The sequence below is a fragment of the Psychrobacillus sp. FSL K6-4615 genome, from assembly GCF_038008225.1.
Taxonomy (GTDB): domain Bacteria; phylum Bacillota; class Bacilli; order Bacillales_A; family Planococcaceae; genus Psychrobacillus; species Psychrobacillus psychrotolerans.
Genome location: NZ_JBBOYQ010000001.1, coordinates 452,575 through 467,721 on the forward strand (window position 1 = coordinate 452,575; position 15,147 = coordinate 467,721).

A 15,147-nucleotide genomic window follows, 5' to 3' on the forward strand; every position below is an offset into this window, starting at 1 on the left:
CAATTAAAGGGAGAAGATTATTATGACAAATCATACGTATACAGTAGTGGCAGAATCAGGAATTCATGCAAGACCAGCAACAGGACTTGTTCAAACAGCTTCAAAATTTGTTTCAGATGTATTTATGGAGTATAAAGGGAAAAAGGTTAACCTTAAATCGATTCTTGGCGTTATGTCACTTGGTGTTGGTCAAGGCGGAAGTATTTCTATATTTGCAGAAGGTACTGATCAACAAGAAGCACTAGAAGCAATTGAAAGCTTTCTAAAAACTGAAGGGATTATTTAATCATGACAGAAATATTAAAAGGAATTGCTGCATCCAGTGGTATAGCCATTGGAAAAGCATTCCTGATGACAGAACCAGATTTAACGGTGACAAAAAGTACAGTAACGAATAAAGAAGAAGAAATTACTCGATTTCATGAGGCTGTAAATGCTGCCAAATTAGAGCTTCAAAAGATACGTGACCGTGCTGAGGTTGACTTAGGGACAGAAAACGCCGCAATTTTTGATGCGCATTTACTTGTACTAAGTGACCCAGAGTTACTAGGTGCAGTAGAAAGTAAAGTAAATGACGAAGCAGTAAATGCAGAAACTGCTTTACAAGAAACGGCAGATACATTAATTGTCATGTTTGAACAGCTGGATAACGAATATATGCGTGAGCGAGCAGCGGATATACGGGATGTAACGAAACGAGTAATTGCAAGGTTATTAGAGGTTGAGGTCCCGAATATTGGATTAATAGATGAAGAAGTTATTATCATTTCCAAAGATTTGGCACCTTCAGATACTGCTCAACTGAATAGAGCATTTGCTAAAGGATTTACAACTGACATGGGAGGTCGCACTTCTCACTCAGCCATTATGGCTCGCTCATTAGAGATTCCTGCCGTTGTTGGTACAAAAAACGCTACATCTGCAATTAAACAAGGTGATTTAATCGTTGTGGACGGAGATAATGGGGAAGTCCTTATAAATCCTCCTACCGATGTTGTAGAGAGCTATGTAGAAAAAAGAAATGAACAAGAAGCAGAGAAGAAGCAACTCTCCTTGCTAAAGAATAAGAAAACTATCACATTAGATGGTATACAAGTGGAAGTTGCTGCAAACATCGGAACTCCCAAAGACGTCGAAAGCGTCCTTGAAAACGGTGGTGAAGGAGTAGGGCTATATCGTACCGAGTTTTTGTATATGGAACGAGATACTTTACCAACAGAGGAAGAACAATTCCAAGCATATAAGCAAGTGCTTGAAAAAATGGGTGATAAGCCCGTTGTTGTTCGAACATTAGATATTGGAGGAGACAAGCAACTTCCATATTTAAATCTTCCAGAAGAGATGAATCCATTCCTTGGCTTCCGAGCAATTCGACTGTGCTTAGAGGAACAAACAATTTTTAGAACTCAACTACGTGCATTATTACGGGCAAGTACCTTTGGTAATCTTAAAATAATGTTTCCAATGATTGCGACTCTAGAAGAGTTTAGAGAAGCGAAAAAATTATTACTAGAAGAGAAAGAACAGCTTCAACAGGAAGGTACACTTGTATCAGAGCAAATAGAAATTGGTATTATGGTAGAAATACCTTCGACTGCCATATTAGCAGATCAATTTGCTAAAGAAGTGGACTTTTTCAGTATCGGAACCAATGATTTAATCCAATATACAATGGCTGCAGACCGAATGAACGAGTCTGTTGCTTATTTATACCAACCTTATCATCCAGCTATTTTACGTTTAGTTAAAATGGTAATCGATGCTTCGCATGCTCAAGGAAAGTGGACAGGTATGTGTGGTGAAATGGCAGGAGATACAATTGCCATTCCATTATTGATTGGTTTAGGGTTAGATGAGTTCTCCATGAGCGCTCCTTCCATGCTAAAAGCAAGAAATCAGATCAATCAGCTTACACAGCTAGAGATGAAACAGATTACGGAAAAGGCACTATCTATGCAAACTTCCGAGCAAGTGAAGCAATATGTAAAAGAAACCTTGAAGTTTTAGTATTTTCAAATAAAAGCACTAGGAAACCCACCTATAGAAGTGGGTTTCCTGGTGCTTATTTTCTTTTGACCTTCGGAGCAGTTTTATTTAGTTCTTCAAATTCCTTGGCAAATTCTTCTTGAATTTCGTTTGGTTTGATTTTAAGGTTTTTAGGCGTTTGAGGTAATGAATCTTTGTTGTTACTTCTACCTTTTTTATCGTCTCTTCCCATGTAAAAACTCCTCTCCATTTGTTCGATCTAACTTAATATGGCTAATTTCAAACGATTTACACGGGAGTTGGAAAAATATTAGTTTAGTATACAGAAAGAACTTCATTAAAAAACGTTGTTAGTTATACACGAAAAAGTATCGTAAGCTCGATAGCAAAACAAAAAACTCAAGTACATGGACTGAATTCTCCAAGTACTTGAGTTTTTTTACTTTTTATTGAAAAAGGTAGTTAGTTGTTGCTTCGTTGGGGCTTGAATTTTATAAGTTAACTCACGATCACCGCTATTTTCTATACGCGGAATGATGGACTCTATTACATTAAATTTCCAAAAAGACGGTTTACTTTTTGTACTCTTTTCCGTATCCTTTGTCATCATTTTACGTTGAAACGGGTGCAACTTGGCCATCAAAAACTTTTCTTTTATACGGATTAATAAGTATCCCTCGTCTGTTTCAGGATTGAACTTTTTCATTAGGGATTCACCTAACTCAAACGTATTCGATTTGTTTTGAACAGATGGTGATAGAACTAAAATATTCCCTTTACGGAACAATGCTGTATTCGACACTTGCTTGAGACCTAAATCGTTAATAAGAAAATCTAAGTTCACTTGAGACGCTTCACTAGCAACTGACATATTCCATACCTCCTCGACATTTACAGACTCCTATGTTAAGTATACCCTATTTTGCGGAGGAAATCTTAGTTACACACAGATTTGCTAGATATTTTTTGAAATATTTATAAAAATGTTATTTGTTTTCCTATCTATTTTAGACTAAACCTTAAATTTTGCTTGATTTCATGTTAAAATAAGCACTTACCAAAAGAGAAGGAAGTGTTATATATGGTAGGTCGAAATGATCCTTGTCCATGTGGTAGTGGAAAAAAATATAAAAAATGCTGCGAGTCGAAGCAGAATGATTCTATAGAAGAGGTACAAACAGAGGAATTGGAAAGAATATTACAATCCTTTTATGATCACTATCCAGAACGTAAGGATATGGAAGATTATGCGGATCTTGTGAGTGCTTGGAGCAAAGTAATAGGTGATTATTTAGACTTAGAAATGATTGAAGCTATTGTAATGGACGAGTTCTTTTTCCATTACAAGCAGGAAATATGGTTAGATTATCTTAAAAAGCAGAAGAAAATAATGGTACGACCTTCTACACTAAGTGTATTAAACCAGTGGAACGAGCCGCAGGTTTTTGTAGGGAAAGTGATTGAAGTAAATGAGCACTATATGACGGTTTCACACATACTCACAAAAGAAAGCATTCAACTTAGACGAGAAAGTGATAAGCCGGTGCCTGTTGGAGTTCATGTGTACTGCTTCATCTTGCCGGATAGCTCTGCCGAAGAAAATCATTATTTAGCTATTTCTAGCTTAGTTTTCTTCCCTGTCGATCACCAGAACGTTTTTGATAGTGTAGAAAAACAATTTGAAAAACAAGAAAAACTTTCTGCATCGGCCTTTTTTAAGGAACTGGGAGCAACTCTGTGGAAACTACTTGGACAAAATGGCTATGAAGGCGGAGAGTATACAAACTTTGAAGTGGGAGTTTTACAGGTTGCAATCGATTTCTTAGAGAAAAATAATCGAGAGTATGGTAACTTTATTGAAATAGTTGAGGACTATTTAGTGGAGCAACAGCCAAATGCACGTAAAGAAGTAGCGATTGCTGCTGGAGCCATTCGATTTGGTCAGGAAAATGGGTTATTTGAACCGTTTGATATGACGATTAAAGAAATTGCAGAGGCTTTTGATGTTTCCACCTCTTCTTTAAACAAGTACTATAATGATTTAACAGCGTATTATCAAGCAAAATAGTTTAAAAATAAAGGTCACCGTCTATTGAATTTTAATAAGCGGTGATCTTTTAACATTCTCAGGAAATTCTGATTATTAATTTTAAAAGGTCTCTTGTGCTATATATAGGGAATAGAGAGAAATTGTCTACTCTTTTTATTTTTTACGGAGTTATACAATCTTAGTGTACAACAGCTATGTGTACAATTTGCAAAAGAAGGCCAAATTGAAAGCCGACTTTCTATTGGAAGGTCGGCTTTCAGCATCAAATTTAATTGTAGCGAACGTAAGATTTCTATTAAAGGTCTAACTAAATAGTCCACCTAAAATACCCTTGTCTTTGGAAGAGTTACTAGTTGTTTGATTTGTTTTGGTTCCTCGAATAGGAGTATTCTTAAAACTTTCGAATTGTTTTGCTATTTTGTCCCGTGATCCTTTATTTCTCATCAAAAATGCAGCCCCAAGACCTAAAGCGGTGATTGCCATTTTGTTTTTATTCATAAGTTCGTTTCCTCCTAAAATTATTTTGTTATAAATTGTTTTCCCATATTTTTTGAAGTTAAACAAACAAGGTAAGATGTTTAGTAATTGAAAATAAGGATAAACAATTTAAAACACATTAAAGAGGAGTGGAAGAAATGACGAAAAAGCATCCAACAGATAAAGAGAAACAAGATATTTCCGGACGTATTATGGATAATCCGGATCTATTAAATACCGAAAAGGAAAGTATATTCGATACAGATGAAGATATGAAAACAGTGGATCCTATACCGGTAGAAGAGTTGAATGAAAAGGTAAAAGATGAAAAAAATAAACGAAATACTAAATCAACATCGGCCAGTGAGGACCGTTTTCCTGGATAATTACTCGCGAGTAGTTTATTTCTTAGGAAAATGGAGATAACTCTAAATAGAAACCAATTTCATACGAAAATGAAGGAGTGCTTAAAATGAAAGTAAAAAAATATTCATTACTTGGTAGTGTAATTATGTCATCTGTTTTAATATTAGGGGCTTGTGGAGACAAGGAAGAAGTTAGTGAAGCACCTGACAAAGAGACCGCTCAAAGTGAATTTGGTTTTCAGTCATTTGATTTAGATATAGACACGGTAGATCAGAAGGATGCCGTTGATGCTTCTTTTGATATTGATGTCTCCGAAACAGAAGCGGAGTATACAAACCAAACAGAGTCAAAAAAACTTTCTGGTGACGAGGCTTATGCAGAGTTAGAGCCAATCTTTAAAGAACTTGCACTAACAAAAGATATGAGCAAAGAAGAAGTGATTGAAAAGGTTACTAAAGCATTTGGAGTAGAGGATTATAAAGAGTTTGAGCTAGAAATAGAATTCTCTGATGGAGATACACAAGAGTTTAGCGATATAAAATAGAATTTAAAAGCCTTGAGAGACGATGAATATCGTTCCTTAAGGCTTTTTTTTGACAAGATAAGAAAGTATATAAAAATACAGCATGAACACTGGATTTGCAGAACATTTAAGAATGAATAATACTACTGATTTCCGCTACCTGTGGAGAACAAAGGCTAAGAGAGCCACGTCTTGTGGCAATGCCTTTGTTACCAACAATCTGTTGGTCTCCGTGGCACGGCTTCAATCTCCTCGTCACTACAAAAACATATGCTCCTGCGGTGCTTTCAGCTCGCGTTGTTCCCATTGGTGTCGCCCTATTTCACTACAATCAATTAAGTGAGTACTACGGCACGATAAGATTGTCTTTTTAAATAGCGATACTATTCTGCAAAGAGGGAGGAAGAAAAAGGATTCCCTATAATCCAGTGGAGTTAAAGAGAAATAGTAAGTGATCCCTAAATAAAGAAGCGAACGAGCGAACGAAATTGCATCTTCGTGAGCTTCTACAGAAATAGGAGATTGTCTTTTTTCTAGTTATCCCAAAACGAACTAACCTGTTTTTAAGTTGCAGAAGGAGGATGGACAGTTAAAAGCCATAAAAATATCGAGAAAAAGAGGCTAGTCGTGACGTCAGTCATGACTAGCCTCTTTAAAAATCAAGCGGGTAATCTTATAGCAATACGGCTGTCCAACGCTCTTTGAAAACGATATAAACAGGTTTAGACATACAAGGATTTTGCTCGGTTTTTCCTATAATATTTATCACTTCTATCAATAACTTTATGTACTTGAATAATTACTGTTACATTACAAATCGATTAACATTAGCTGCATTGTGTTTAAGTTATAACTTAAGAAGGGTAAGGAATGAATAACACAATAAATTTTGAGGAGGCAACACCATGAACATTGAATCGAATAGACGAATTGAAATTGCTCGTACCGAAGAAGAAATGTATGATAAATTGGAAGCCCTACAAAATCAAGGTTATGCAGAAAGCGATATACATGTAATTTCAACTGAAAATGCTCATTTAAATACACTTAGTCGTCACTCAGAAGTTTCTACACATGAGGCTGGAACATTTATGGATAAGTTCAAATCTTGGTTTACTGGAGAAGATGCAGTAGCGGAAGGTTTACGTAAATTAGATCTAAGTGAAGAAGAAAGAACAAAATATGCTGAAGAAGTGGCAAGAGGAAGTATTGTTCTCTACACAGATGTTTTAACACATAATGATGAACCAATGGTATACGGTACTCATGAGAATGAATTTGAGCAAGAGTATACAGATACAGTAGGTACAGATGTTGTACAAAATCGTTTCATGGAAAACGAAGAGCCCATTAGTGAATATGCTAAAGAGCAAGGTTTTACACCTTCTAACAATGAGTTTGTAAACGAAACTGATGGGCGCTTTGATGAACCACAGGACCGCTTTGCACGTGGAGAAACTTTTGCCACTGACCCATACTTAGCAAGAGAAGAAAATCATATTGGTCACTCTATGCAGGAAGATAAAGAAGTAAGAGAGTCTCGTCCGACTATTGATGAGAGCATTACAATAGAAGAAAAATCATACGGTGCTCACTCACCAGGAGCAGATCCGAATCTAGGTCCAGCAGCTTATGGGAGTGAATTAGTGGAAGAGGAAGAAGAGGAAAGACTTTCTCATGATCAACACGAAGAAAAGTTGGAATTTCAAAAGAAACTAGATGATATCCCTCCAACTAATAGACTATATTAATTTTAAGATAACGGATAGAGCCTCTCTAATTGGAGAGGTTCTTCTTTGTATTCTATTATGAGATAATGAGAGACGATCTAACTAAATGAGGTGAAGTAAATGGACTTTATAGCTATCGATTTTGAAACAGCCAATAATCTTCGTTCTAGTGTATGTTCAGTAGGAATCGTACAAGTAAAGAACGGGAAAATATATAGAGAAATACAATCCTTAATAAATCCGTTAAGTGAATTCCATTATTATAATACAAAAATTCATGGAATTACTGAACATATGGTGCATGGAGCACCAACCTTTGAGGAATTTTGGCCGAACATGAAAGAGCTTATTGAAGGTGAAGTTATTATTGCACACAATGCAAGTTTTGATATGGGTGTTTTACAAGAATGTTTGCGTCAATTCCATGAACCATCTCCACATTTTGAATATGGATGTTCTTTTCGAATTGCCAAAAAAGTGTGGCCGCAATTATACAATCATAAGCTATCGACTGTATCGAATTATTTGGGTATTAGTTTGAGACATCACGATGCTTTAGAGGATGCTCGCGCTGCTGCTATTATTACATTAGAAGCCCTGCAGAGAACTCAGACAAGTACAGTGAAACAACTGGCCAAACTACATAATGTGACGATAAAGTCATCCATTCAAGCTAAAAAGCAACCAGCCCAACGCAAAAATAAAGCAGATATGACAATCGAGTTTTTAGAACCGGGAGATGCAGAACTAAATTCTAAGCATCCATTTTACGAAGCGCAAATTGTTTTCACCGGAAGAATGCACTCTATGACCAGAACGAAAGCAGCACAACTTGCAGTGAATTGTGGAGCAGTTTGTAAAGGGGCGGTGGATCATCAAACAAATTACTTAGTAGTGGGAGATAATGACTTAGCCAAATACTTACAGGGTATAAAAAGCACCAAAATGCAAAAGGTAGAAGGGATGATTCAACAAGGACTTCCAATTGAAATAGTTGGAGAACAAGATTTTTTAAGATTAGTTAGGTATTCAGTTTAAAAGAGCTGGCTAAAAGTATAAATAAGCTATCCCGGTGAAATGCTAATGGCAGTTAAGGAAAGGGTGAATTACTTGGACAATTCAATATCATACGGCGACGATTACAAATATATACCAGCAACTTCGGTAGGAAGTGGTATAGGAATCGAGATATTACCGGACATTTATTGCCATACCATCCAAATCGTTAATATTTGTTTAGTTGGCGAACCTAATTCTGAGGACTTTGTATTAGTAGATGCAGGTATGCCTTACTCATCGGATGAAATTATTTCTGCAGTAGAAGAACGATATGGTGTTAACAAAAAGCCAAAAGCAATTATCTTAACCCATGGACATTTTGATCATGTTGGGGCAATAGTTGAATTAGTAAATAAGTGGAATGTCCCTGTCTATGCTCATGAACTAGAATTACCTTTTTTAACAGGTAAAGAAAGCTATCCAAAACCTGATCCAACAGTTGAAGGAGGATCTGTAGCCAAAATGTCTTTCCTATTCCCTGTGGATGCTATAAATCTAGGCGACCATGTTGAAGCGCTTCCAGCAGATGGAACAGTTCCTTTTATGGATGATTTTCAATGGATTCATACGCCAGGTCATACCCCGGGTCACATCTCCTTATTTAGAGAGAAAGACGGGGTATTAATAGTGGGAGATGCATTTGTTACAGTGAAACAAGAGTATTTGTATAAGGTGTTCACACAGGAACAGGAAATAAGTGGTCCTCCAAGATATCTCACGCCTGACTGGGAAAAAGCTAGGGAATCGGTAATCAAGCTTTCGAACTTAAAACCTAAAGTAGCAATAACGGGACATGGTTTACCTATGAAGGGAGATTTACTTACTAGCAATTTACACTTGCTAGTCACGGATTTTGACTCGATAGCATTGCCGCGCCATGGAAAATATGTAAAAGAATAATGACAGTGAAAATAGAAGATCTCATTCATATAATGGGATCTCTTTTAATTGTCAGAATAAAAAGTTAAAATATAAATAGATTGAGTGAAAAGGGGTATGCAAATGACATTTTCCATTGTTGGCTTCGATCCGCAAACAAAAGAATTAGGAATTGCCGTTGCTTCCAAGTTTTTGTGTGTGGGAGCAGTTGTCCCATTTGCAAAAGCAGGTGTAGGAGCAATTGCGACTCAGTCTTGGGCTAATTTAGATTATGGCATCGATGGCTTGGACATGCTACAAGATGGCATGTCACCGGAAGAAGTTCTAAAAGAGTTGGTTGCGAATGATGAAAAGTCAGGCGCTAGACAAGTTGGTATAGTGGATGCAAGTGGTCGTAGTGCCATATATACTGGAGAAGATTGTATTGAATGGGCAGGAGGATTTGCAGGAACAAATTTTGCAATTCAAGGGAACATATTGGTCAATGAAGATACAGTTCAGGCGATGAAGACAGTTTTCCTTCAACATGAGGGAGCTTTTGCGGAACGCCTATTAGCTGCATTACAAGCTGGAGAAAGTGCAGGAGGAGATAAAAGAGGTAAACAGTCTGCTGCTTTGTTAATAGTAAAAGAAAATGGTAGTTATGGAGGCTACACGGACCGGTATATCGATCTTCGAGTGGATGATCATGCTGATCCCGTGAAAGAATTAGCAAGGCTCTTAAAGCTACATCAACTATATTTTACAGAAACAGTTCCAGAGGATATTGTGGCTATTGAAGGAATGTTAGCAAATGAGATTCAAAATATGTTATATGAAAATGGTTTTTTAGACAGGGATCTTACGGAAATGGATGACTTATTGGATGCTATTCATTCTTACCACCTAATTGAAAATTTTGATGAACGAGTGCAAGAAAGAGGTTATATCGATACTAAAGTTATAGAATTCATGCGTATTAATAAGTAGGAATACAAAAATGGTGGTGTAAAAAGACTATCAAACCTTATATAATTTGAAAAAGAAAACGAGGGTCATAACGTTTGTTATGACCCTCGTTATTTAATATCTACTTAATCTTTTTGAACTTCCACTTTTTAGACTTTTGGTCGTAGTAAGCGGCTTCCTTAGTTCCTTTTTTCCCTTCAGTAGTGATGATAAAATAATCAGTAAATCCTTTTGTAATTTTTTGGTTACTGCTATCAAGGAAATTCATATCTTTAAGTTTCAAGTCGTCCTTAACTTTATGATTATTTTTTTCCTTTAGTAACCCTGGTGGTACATGGTAATCCAAGTGCAAAGTAAATTGCCCACTTGCTGCAAGTACATCAAAGTTCTTTGCAGTTATCGAGAATGTCCCATTCATAAGATTAATCACAACGTCTTTATTTGTAGCGTTAATCTTGCTTGAAGCTGCTTCTGTAAAACGGATTTTAACATCTCCAGCATTATGCATCACAGAGCCATCCACCGTAATAATACTTTTTGAAGTATCTACTTTATCTTCAGTAATAATAGTTTCTCCATTATTTGCCGTATGGACAGTTACTTTAATCGTTACTGAATTGTCACCATACGTTGCTGTAATAATTGTTGTCCCACTTGACTTAGCGGTAATTTCACCTTTGTTTACGGAAATAATTTTGCTATTAAAACCGCTATAGTTAGCTTTTTGTGTAACATCCTCAGTTGTATTTGAGCCCTCAGTTGTTTCAGTTAGCTTAATATTAGCTTTTTTGCCTTTTTCTAATTCAAATGCTGTTTTATTTGCTGTAAGAGTCTTAGTAACCGGCTCGTTCAAATCCACTTGAATAAGAACTGGGTCATGGTCGGAAGCACGTCCATGAATGTCCATATAGTTAGCATTAATGTGAATCATATCTACTTCAGTTTTATTTGCTAGATTATTTGTAACTAGAACATGGTCAAGTACTTGGTTATTCCCTTGGTAGAAATAGGAGAAACGCTCACCCACGGGTACTTTTTCTACCATATTTGTTAAGATGTCACCTTTTAGTGCAGCAAGTGTTGGGGTGAATTCGAAATCATTCATATCTCCAGCAACGATTACATTTAAATCTGGATTCTTTTCTATACCAGATTGGATAAATTGGTTAATCATCGTAGCTAACTCAATTCTTTCTGCCTCAGAGCCAAGGAATGGAGGTTGGTTTTTACCGTATAATGGCTGGTCTCCACCTTTAGAATTTAAATGAGCACCAATTACTACTACTTTCTCTCCTTGGAACTCAAATTGTGCAGCTAATGGCTTACGTGTATTTTTTTGTGGTAAGTCAAGAATTCTGCCAGGATTCAAAGTGAGGTTTCCAGCTTCGTCCCATGCTACTTTATCAGTGGAACCTCCTTTTACTCCTTCGGAAAGGGATACGCGATTAGGGTTGTACAAGTAACCAACACGAATATTCCCACCAGGTTGTCCACCATCTTGGTCGTACTCCGGTGCTATATCGGTCCAAGCGTAAGCTGGTCCACCAGCAGCTACAATTGCTGTGATTAACCTTTGATAGCTTGCCGAGGCATCTGTATTTCCAGAAGCGGTAGGGCCATCGTTATCTTGAACTTCTACAAGAGTGATAATATCAGGTGATTTCATGTTCTCCACAAAAGACTTGGCAATTTTCGCTACTTTTTCATCAGGGGTGTTTTCAGTGTTTGTTGAAAAGTTTTCAACATTGTATGCTGCAACAGTTAATTTATCTTCGTTAGGTTCGATATTTGTCACTACATTTGGTTTTTCAACTCGAGTAATTGGAGGTAGAGTAGACTCCTCAGCCCAAAGCTTGAAATTACCAAAGCCGAAGCCCATCACTCCCACAATGTCCCCAGTATAATAATCACCTGATTTAGCATCATATTTTTCATTTCCTGTTAATACTAATATTCTCTCAGGATTATAGTCATTTGCAGAAATGTTTACTCCGCCTAATACATTGAACTGTGTGTTCGTAGAATTTCCTGCAATTACAGGTATTTCTCCATATTCTTGCGGTCCAATAACTTTTGCATCTGGTACAGCTATACGCATCAATTCAATGGATTCCCAAAAGTCTATTCCATCTTCTAATGGATCGAACGTAGTTAAACTATCATTATCAATTATTTCGGTTGGAGGAAAAATATCTTCACCAATTACTAAAGGTTCGGGTAATTCTGCTGTTCCAGATTTGGTAGCCGAAGTTGCACGAATTCTAGTAATAGGAAGATCATTTGCTTTCATATCTGAATAGCCCTCGTAGTACCATTCCTCCACGGATCCTGCTACTGTAACTAAGTCTCCAACTGCTAAACCATTAGAAGCCTTATTGACGATTAATGCTTCTGATGTAGTATTGTCATCATCGGCATTAACATCTTGAATGACAAAGTTTGCTGAATTGTAGAGATGAGTTACAACACCAGTAATCTCTTGAACTGTTGCACCTTCATAATTTGAGAAGTGGGATAGTCCCTGAATATCACGAATTGATAGGTTATTTGTTTTTAACACATCAAATGTAAAAGAAAATACTTCTGATGTAGTATCGGTAACAGCTATGGCCTTAATCGTCGTATTCGTTAATAAAGTAATTGGTCCAGTATATAGCATGCTTTCAGTAGAAGGTGTTGACCCATCTAGTGTGTAATAGATGGCTGCACCATCGATTGGAGTAAATAAAGAAATTTCAGTTCCTTCTGATATTGTCCCAGGGAATATATCCGTGTAGACTGCAGATTTATTCACTAAGTTAAAGCTGTCTAAACCAAGTGTCTTTACTTGATAAGTTGTATTGAATTTAGACGCAATACCAGAAACATTAACTAAATCGCCTGCTTTATAGCGTTGAACAAACGTATTGTAGTCAAGACCATTCCTATTGTCATTTCGAATAACAACTGACTCTCCATTTTCGTGTGTTGCAGTAAATTCGAATGTTCCATAGTCATTGATTTTAGTCAAATTATTAATTATTACATTATTCAAATTTACTCGTTCACCTTGAGTCTCTTCATTGACTCCCGCTGGTGTAATGATTTGTTCTAGTGGTAATTCATTGCTTGAGGAAACTTTTGATATTTTAGTAGGTTGAATTTGTAATTCTCCACTGTATGGACTAACTTTACCTTCCAGCTCAATGACATCACCAGGATTTACATCTGCCGAAGAGGTATATACATAAATACCTGCCGACGTGTCTTGAAGATAGAAGGCATTGCCGCCCCAATACCCCATCCCAGTAGTGACAGTTCCGGTGATTTTAACTAATTTGTCCGGGTTAGTAATTACTCGAGCAGCAGCAATATTTTCCAACACCTCTACTTCTGGAGATTCGGGTGGAATTTCTCCATCAGAGATTATCGTGTAAGCAGTTGGACTTTTTAGACCTGGAACAGAAAAGTAAGCTTCTAATGATCCAGTTACGGTTACTTCTGCTTTTAAGTTTTCAGGATGATCTTTTAGATTCAGTGCTGTTCGAAGTGCTCCAGTCGGTAATTGAACCGGTAAAATATTAGATGGATTTGTTTCATTTGGTGAATCTGCTAATCCAATATTTGTAGCTACTGTAAAAGGAGCTTCCTGATCATAGGAAGTTCCAGAATTAGCAGTTCCCACGATATATCCTTGAACTGTCGCGGTCCCTGTGTTATTTGAAATTGCTTCTGAGACGCTAATAGGTTCTGCAGCTTGAACACTAGGTGCAATTATAAATGGGACAAACATGGAAACTACTAATATGAGGGAAACGGCAACCTTATTACAAGCATGATTCCAAAGACTCTTTTTTATCATTTTATCCACTCCTAAACAAATTTATATTTCGGATAGATTATAGCAAAAGAAAATGACAGGTTTGAGGGAAAATTGTAAAAATTATAATATCTCCTTAAAAACAGGTAAGAAGTAGTTGGAGTAATTTATTCTCTGATAAAAAATAACTAATTACTATTGAATATAAAGAACTGGAAAAATAAAATTTATGTCGTTGCAAAGTTGCGTGTAAATTTAAGGTGTTTGGTAATTATATAATTGCTATAAACTAGAAAAATGATGAAAGTTGAGGGGAGTGTAGCAGGTATTAGTAAGGAAGAAAAAAGTACCAAGTATCTGCCATTTGATACTTGGTACTAGAAATTAGTCAATTTATTTTCTTTTCATTATTTATGTTGAGATTCATAGTATTTCACACTATAACTATCTAAAGGTTTTTGAAGTTTACTTTGTATATACAGTGCGGCTGCGTTGAGTTTTTTTGGATCTATATTTGTTTCAATACCCATATTTGTGAGCATGTAATTTAAGTCATCAGTTGCCAAGTTGCCTGATGCTCCTGGAGCATACGGACATCCACCTAAACCACCCAGAGAGCTATCGAATTTAGAAATACCCATTTCCAATGAAGCCAGTGCATTTGCTAAAGCAGTTCCTCGGGTATTATGAAAATGCATTGCAATACTATCTGCGGGGTATCGTTTAAGAAGTTTCTCTAAAACTTGCTTCACTTGAACGGGATTAGCAATCCCAATTGTGTCACCTAATGATAATTCATTTATACCCATTTCAAATAGGGAATCTGCTAATCGTATTACCTGATCAGTGTCTATATTTCCTTCATAAGGGCAACCGAAAACTGTGGAAATATATCCTCGAATTGTTTTCTTATTGGAAATACTCTCTTTAACAACTTCCGATAAGACAATCTCTGTTTCTGAAATAGTTTTATTAATATTTTTCTTATTATGAGTCTCACTTGCAGAGATGAAAACAGCGACTTCATCAATACCACTCTCTAAGGCGCGGAATAACCCTTTTGTATTTGGAACAAGGGCAGCATAAGTGACGTCTGGATTTTTCTTAATATGTTTTGCAACATACTCTGCATCCGAAAGTGCAGGAATCCAAGTAGGATTTACAAAAGAAGTTACTTCTATATAATTTAAACCTGAATTAGATAAGTGATCTATCCATTGTATTTTCTCATCTGTTGGAATAAATTTGCTTTCATTTTGTAATCCATCACGTGGTCCTACTTCTCTAATGCTTACACTTTTAGGAAACCTGGGTGTTGTCATATTAAAAA

Annotated in this window: 15 protein-coding genes; 9 read left to right on the forward strand and 6 right to left on the reverse strand. The window is 36.5% G+C overall.

Annotated features, from left to right (window positions below; translation table 11 throughout):
* The first annotated feature begins 22 nt into the window (after window positions 1–22).
* Window positions 23–286 (forward strand): phosphocarrier protein HPr, encoded by a 264-nt coding sequence (locus MKX53_RS02210; protein ID WP_093536068.1) that lies wholly within the window; start codon window positions 23–25, stop codon window positions 284–286.
* Between the two features lie 2 nt (window positions 287–288).
* Window positions 289–2,007, forward strand: a complete 1,719-nt coding sequence (gene ptsP / locus MKX53_RS02215) for a phosphoenolpyruvate--protein phosphotransferase (protein WP_093536066.1) — start codon at window positions 289–291, stop codon at window positions 2,005–2,007.
* A gap of 55 nt (window positions 2,008–2,062) precedes the next feature.
* On the opposite strand, the gene MKX53_RS02220 is transcribed toward ptsP, so the two are convergent.
* The gene (locus MKX53_RS02220) at window positions 2,063–2,218 is read right to left on the reverse strand and encodes a YfhD family protein (RefSeq protein ID WP_139219902.1); all 156 of its coding nucleotides are present in this window, start codon (window positions 2,216–2,218) and stop codon (window positions 2,063–2,065) included.
* 207 nt (window positions 2,219–2,425) lie between these two features.
* Entirely contained in the window at window positions 2,426–2,857 is a 432-nt protein-coding gene (locus MKX53_RS02225; RefSeq protein WP_093536064.1) for a hypothetical protein, read from the reverse strand.
* 210 nt (window positions 2,858–3,067) lie between these two features.
* Between MKX53_RS02225 and MKX53_RS02230 the strand changes: the two genes are divergently transcribed.
* On the forward strand, window positions 3,068–4,054 hold the full coding sequence (locus tag MKX53_RS02230) for an SEC-C domain-containing protein (RefSeq protein ID WP_340908732.1): 987 nt from the start codon (window positions 3,068–3,070) through the stop codon (window positions 4,052–4,054).
* 285 nt (window positions 4,055–4,339) lie between these two features.
* Here MKX53_RS02230 and MKX53_RS02235 read toward each other — a convergent pair whose 3' ends face one another.
* Complete coding sequence (locus MKX53_RS02235; protein WP_340908735.1) at window positions 4,340–4,534, reverse strand: hypothetical protein; 195 nt, start codon at window positions 4,532–4,534, stop codon at window positions 4,340–4,342.
* Between the two features lie 137 nt (window positions 4,535–4,671).
* On the opposite strand from MKX53_RS02235, the gene MKX53_RS02240 reads away from it, so the two are divergent.
* Window positions 4,672–4,899, forward strand: coding sequence for a hypothetical protein (locus tag MKX53_RS02240; RefSeq protein ID WP_340768120.1), 228 nt, complete (start codon window positions 4,672–4,674; stop codon window positions 4,897–4,899).
* An 86-nt stretch (window positions 4,900–4,985) separates the two neighbouring features.
* The gene (locus MKX53_RS02245) at window positions 4,986–5,423 is read left to right on the forward strand and encodes a YusW family protein (RefSeq protein WP_340761357.1); all 438 of its coding nucleotides are present in this window, start codon (window positions 4,986–4,988) and stop codon (window positions 5,421–5,423) included.
* Between the two features lie 106 nt (window positions 5,424–5,529).
* Here the strand turns inward: MKX53_RS02245 and MKX53_RS02250 are convergent, their stop codons facing one another.
* Window positions 5,530–5,709: a hypothetical protein gene (locus tag MKX53_RS02250; protein WP_340908738.1), complete on the reverse strand. Its 180-nt coding sequence runs from the start codon at window positions 5,707–5,709 to the stop codon at window positions 5,530–5,532.
* Between the two features lie 598 nt (window positions 5,710–6,307).
* Here MKX53_RS02250 and MKX53_RS02255 point away from each other — a divergent pair.
* The 4 genes from MKX53_RS02255 (at window position 6,308) to MKX53_RS02270 (ending at window position 10,039) form a co-directional block, all read left to right on the forward strand.
* Window positions 6,308–7,153 carry a general stress protein gene (locus tag MKX53_RS02255; RefSeq protein WP_340829307.1) on the forward strand — a complete coding sequence of 282 codons (846 nt, stop codon included), beginning with the start codon at window positions 6,308–6,310 and terminating at the stop codon, window positions 7,151–7,153.
* Between the two features lie 99 nt (window positions 7,154–7,252).
* Window positions 7,253–8,170 carry an exonuclease domain-containing protein gene (locus MKX53_RS02260; protein WP_340908740.1) on the forward strand — a complete coding sequence of 306 codons (918 nt, stop codon included), beginning with the start codon at window positions 7,253–7,255 and terminating at the stop codon, window positions 8,168–8,170.
* Window positions 8,171–8,242: 72 nt separating this feature from the next.
* Window positions 8,243–9,091: an MBL fold metallo-hydrolase gene (locus MKX53_RS02265; protein WP_340908742.1), complete on the forward strand. Its 849-nt coding sequence runs from the start codon at window positions 8,243–8,245 to the stop codon at window positions 9,089–9,091.
* Between the two features lie 102 nt (window positions 9,092–9,193).
* On the forward strand, window positions 9,194–10,039 hold the full coding sequence (locus MKX53_RS02270) for a DUF1028 domain-containing protein (RefSeq protein WP_340908743.1): 846 nt from the start codon (window positions 9,194–9,196) through the stop codon (window positions 10,037–10,039).
* A gap of 100 nt (window positions 10,040–10,139) precedes the next feature.
* Here MKX53_RS02270 and MKX53_RS02275 read toward each other — a convergent pair whose 3' ends face one another.
* The gene (locus tag MKX53_RS02275) at window positions 10,140–13,859 is read right to left on the reverse strand and encodes a DUF6359 domain-containing protein (RefSeq protein ID WP_340908744.1); all 3,720 of its coding nucleotides are present in this window, start codon (window positions 13,857–13,859) and stop codon (window positions 10,140–10,142) included.
* 365 nt (window positions 13,860–14,224) lie between these two features.
* On the reverse strand, window positions 14,225–15,139 hold the full coding sequence (locus MKX53_RS02280; protein ID WP_340908745.1) for a hydroxymethylglutaryl-CoA lyase: 915 nt from the start codon (window positions 15,137–15,139) through the stop codon (window positions 14,225–14,227).
* Window positions 15,140–15,147 lie beyond the last annotated feature (8 nt).

Bases quoted from the DNA above. Each gene is read 5' to 3' on its own strand.
- MKX53_RS02210 (WP_093536068.1), top strand. From the start codon at position 23: ATGACAAATCATACGTATACAGTAGTGGCAGAATCAGGAATTCATGCA.
- ptsP (WP_093536066.1), top strand. From the start codon at position 289: ATGACAGAAATATTAAAAGGAATTGCTGCATCCAGTGGTATAGCCATT.
- MKX53_RS02220 (WP_139219902.1), bottom strand. From the start codon at position 2,218: ATGGGAAGAGACGATAAAAAAGGTAGAAGTAACAACAAAGATTCATTA.
- MKX53_RS02225 (WP_093536064.1), bottom strand. From the start codon at position 2,857: ATGTCAGTTGCTAGTGAAGCGTCTCAAGTGAACTTAGATTTTCTTATT.
- MKX53_RS02230 (WP_340908732.1), top strand. From the start codon at position 3,068: ATGGTAGGTCGAAATGATCCTTGTCCATGTGGTAGTGGAAAAAAATAT.
- MKX53_RS02235 (WP_340908735.1), bottom strand. From the start codon at position 4,534: ATGAATAAAAACAAAATGGCAATCACCGCTTTAGGTCTTGGGGCTGCA.
- MKX53_RS02240 (WP_340768120.1), top strand. From the start codon at position 4,672: ATGACGAAAAAGCATCCAACAGATAAAGAGAAACAAGATATTTCCGGA.
- MKX53_RS02245 (WP_340761357.1), top strand. From the start codon at position 4,986: ATGAAAGTAAAAAAATATTCATTACTTGGTAGTGTAATTATGTCATCT.
- MKX53_RS02250 (WP_340908738.1), bottom strand. From the start codon at position 5,709: ATGGGAACAACGCGAGCTGAAAGCACCGCAGGAGCATATGTTTTTGTA.
- MKX53_RS02255 (WP_340829307.1), top strand. From the start codon at position 6,308: ATGAACATTGAATCGAATAGACGAATTGAAATTGCTCGTACCGAAGAA.
- MKX53_RS02260 (WP_340908740.1), top strand. From the start codon at position 7,253: ATGGACTTTATAGCTATCGATTTTGAAACAGCCAATAATCTTCGTTCT.
- MKX53_RS02270 (WP_340908743.1), top strand. From the start codon at position 9,194: ATGACATTTTCCATTGTTGGCTTCGATCCGCAAACAAAAGAATTAGGA.
- MKX53_RS02275 (WP_340908744.1), bottom strand. From the start codon at position 13,859: ATGATAAAAAAGAGTCTTTGGAATCATGCTTGTAATAAGGTTGCCGTT.
- MKX53_RS02280 (WP_340908745.1), bottom strand. From the start codon at position 15,139: ATGACAACACCCAGGTTTCCTAAAAGTGTAAGCATTAGAGAAGTAGGA.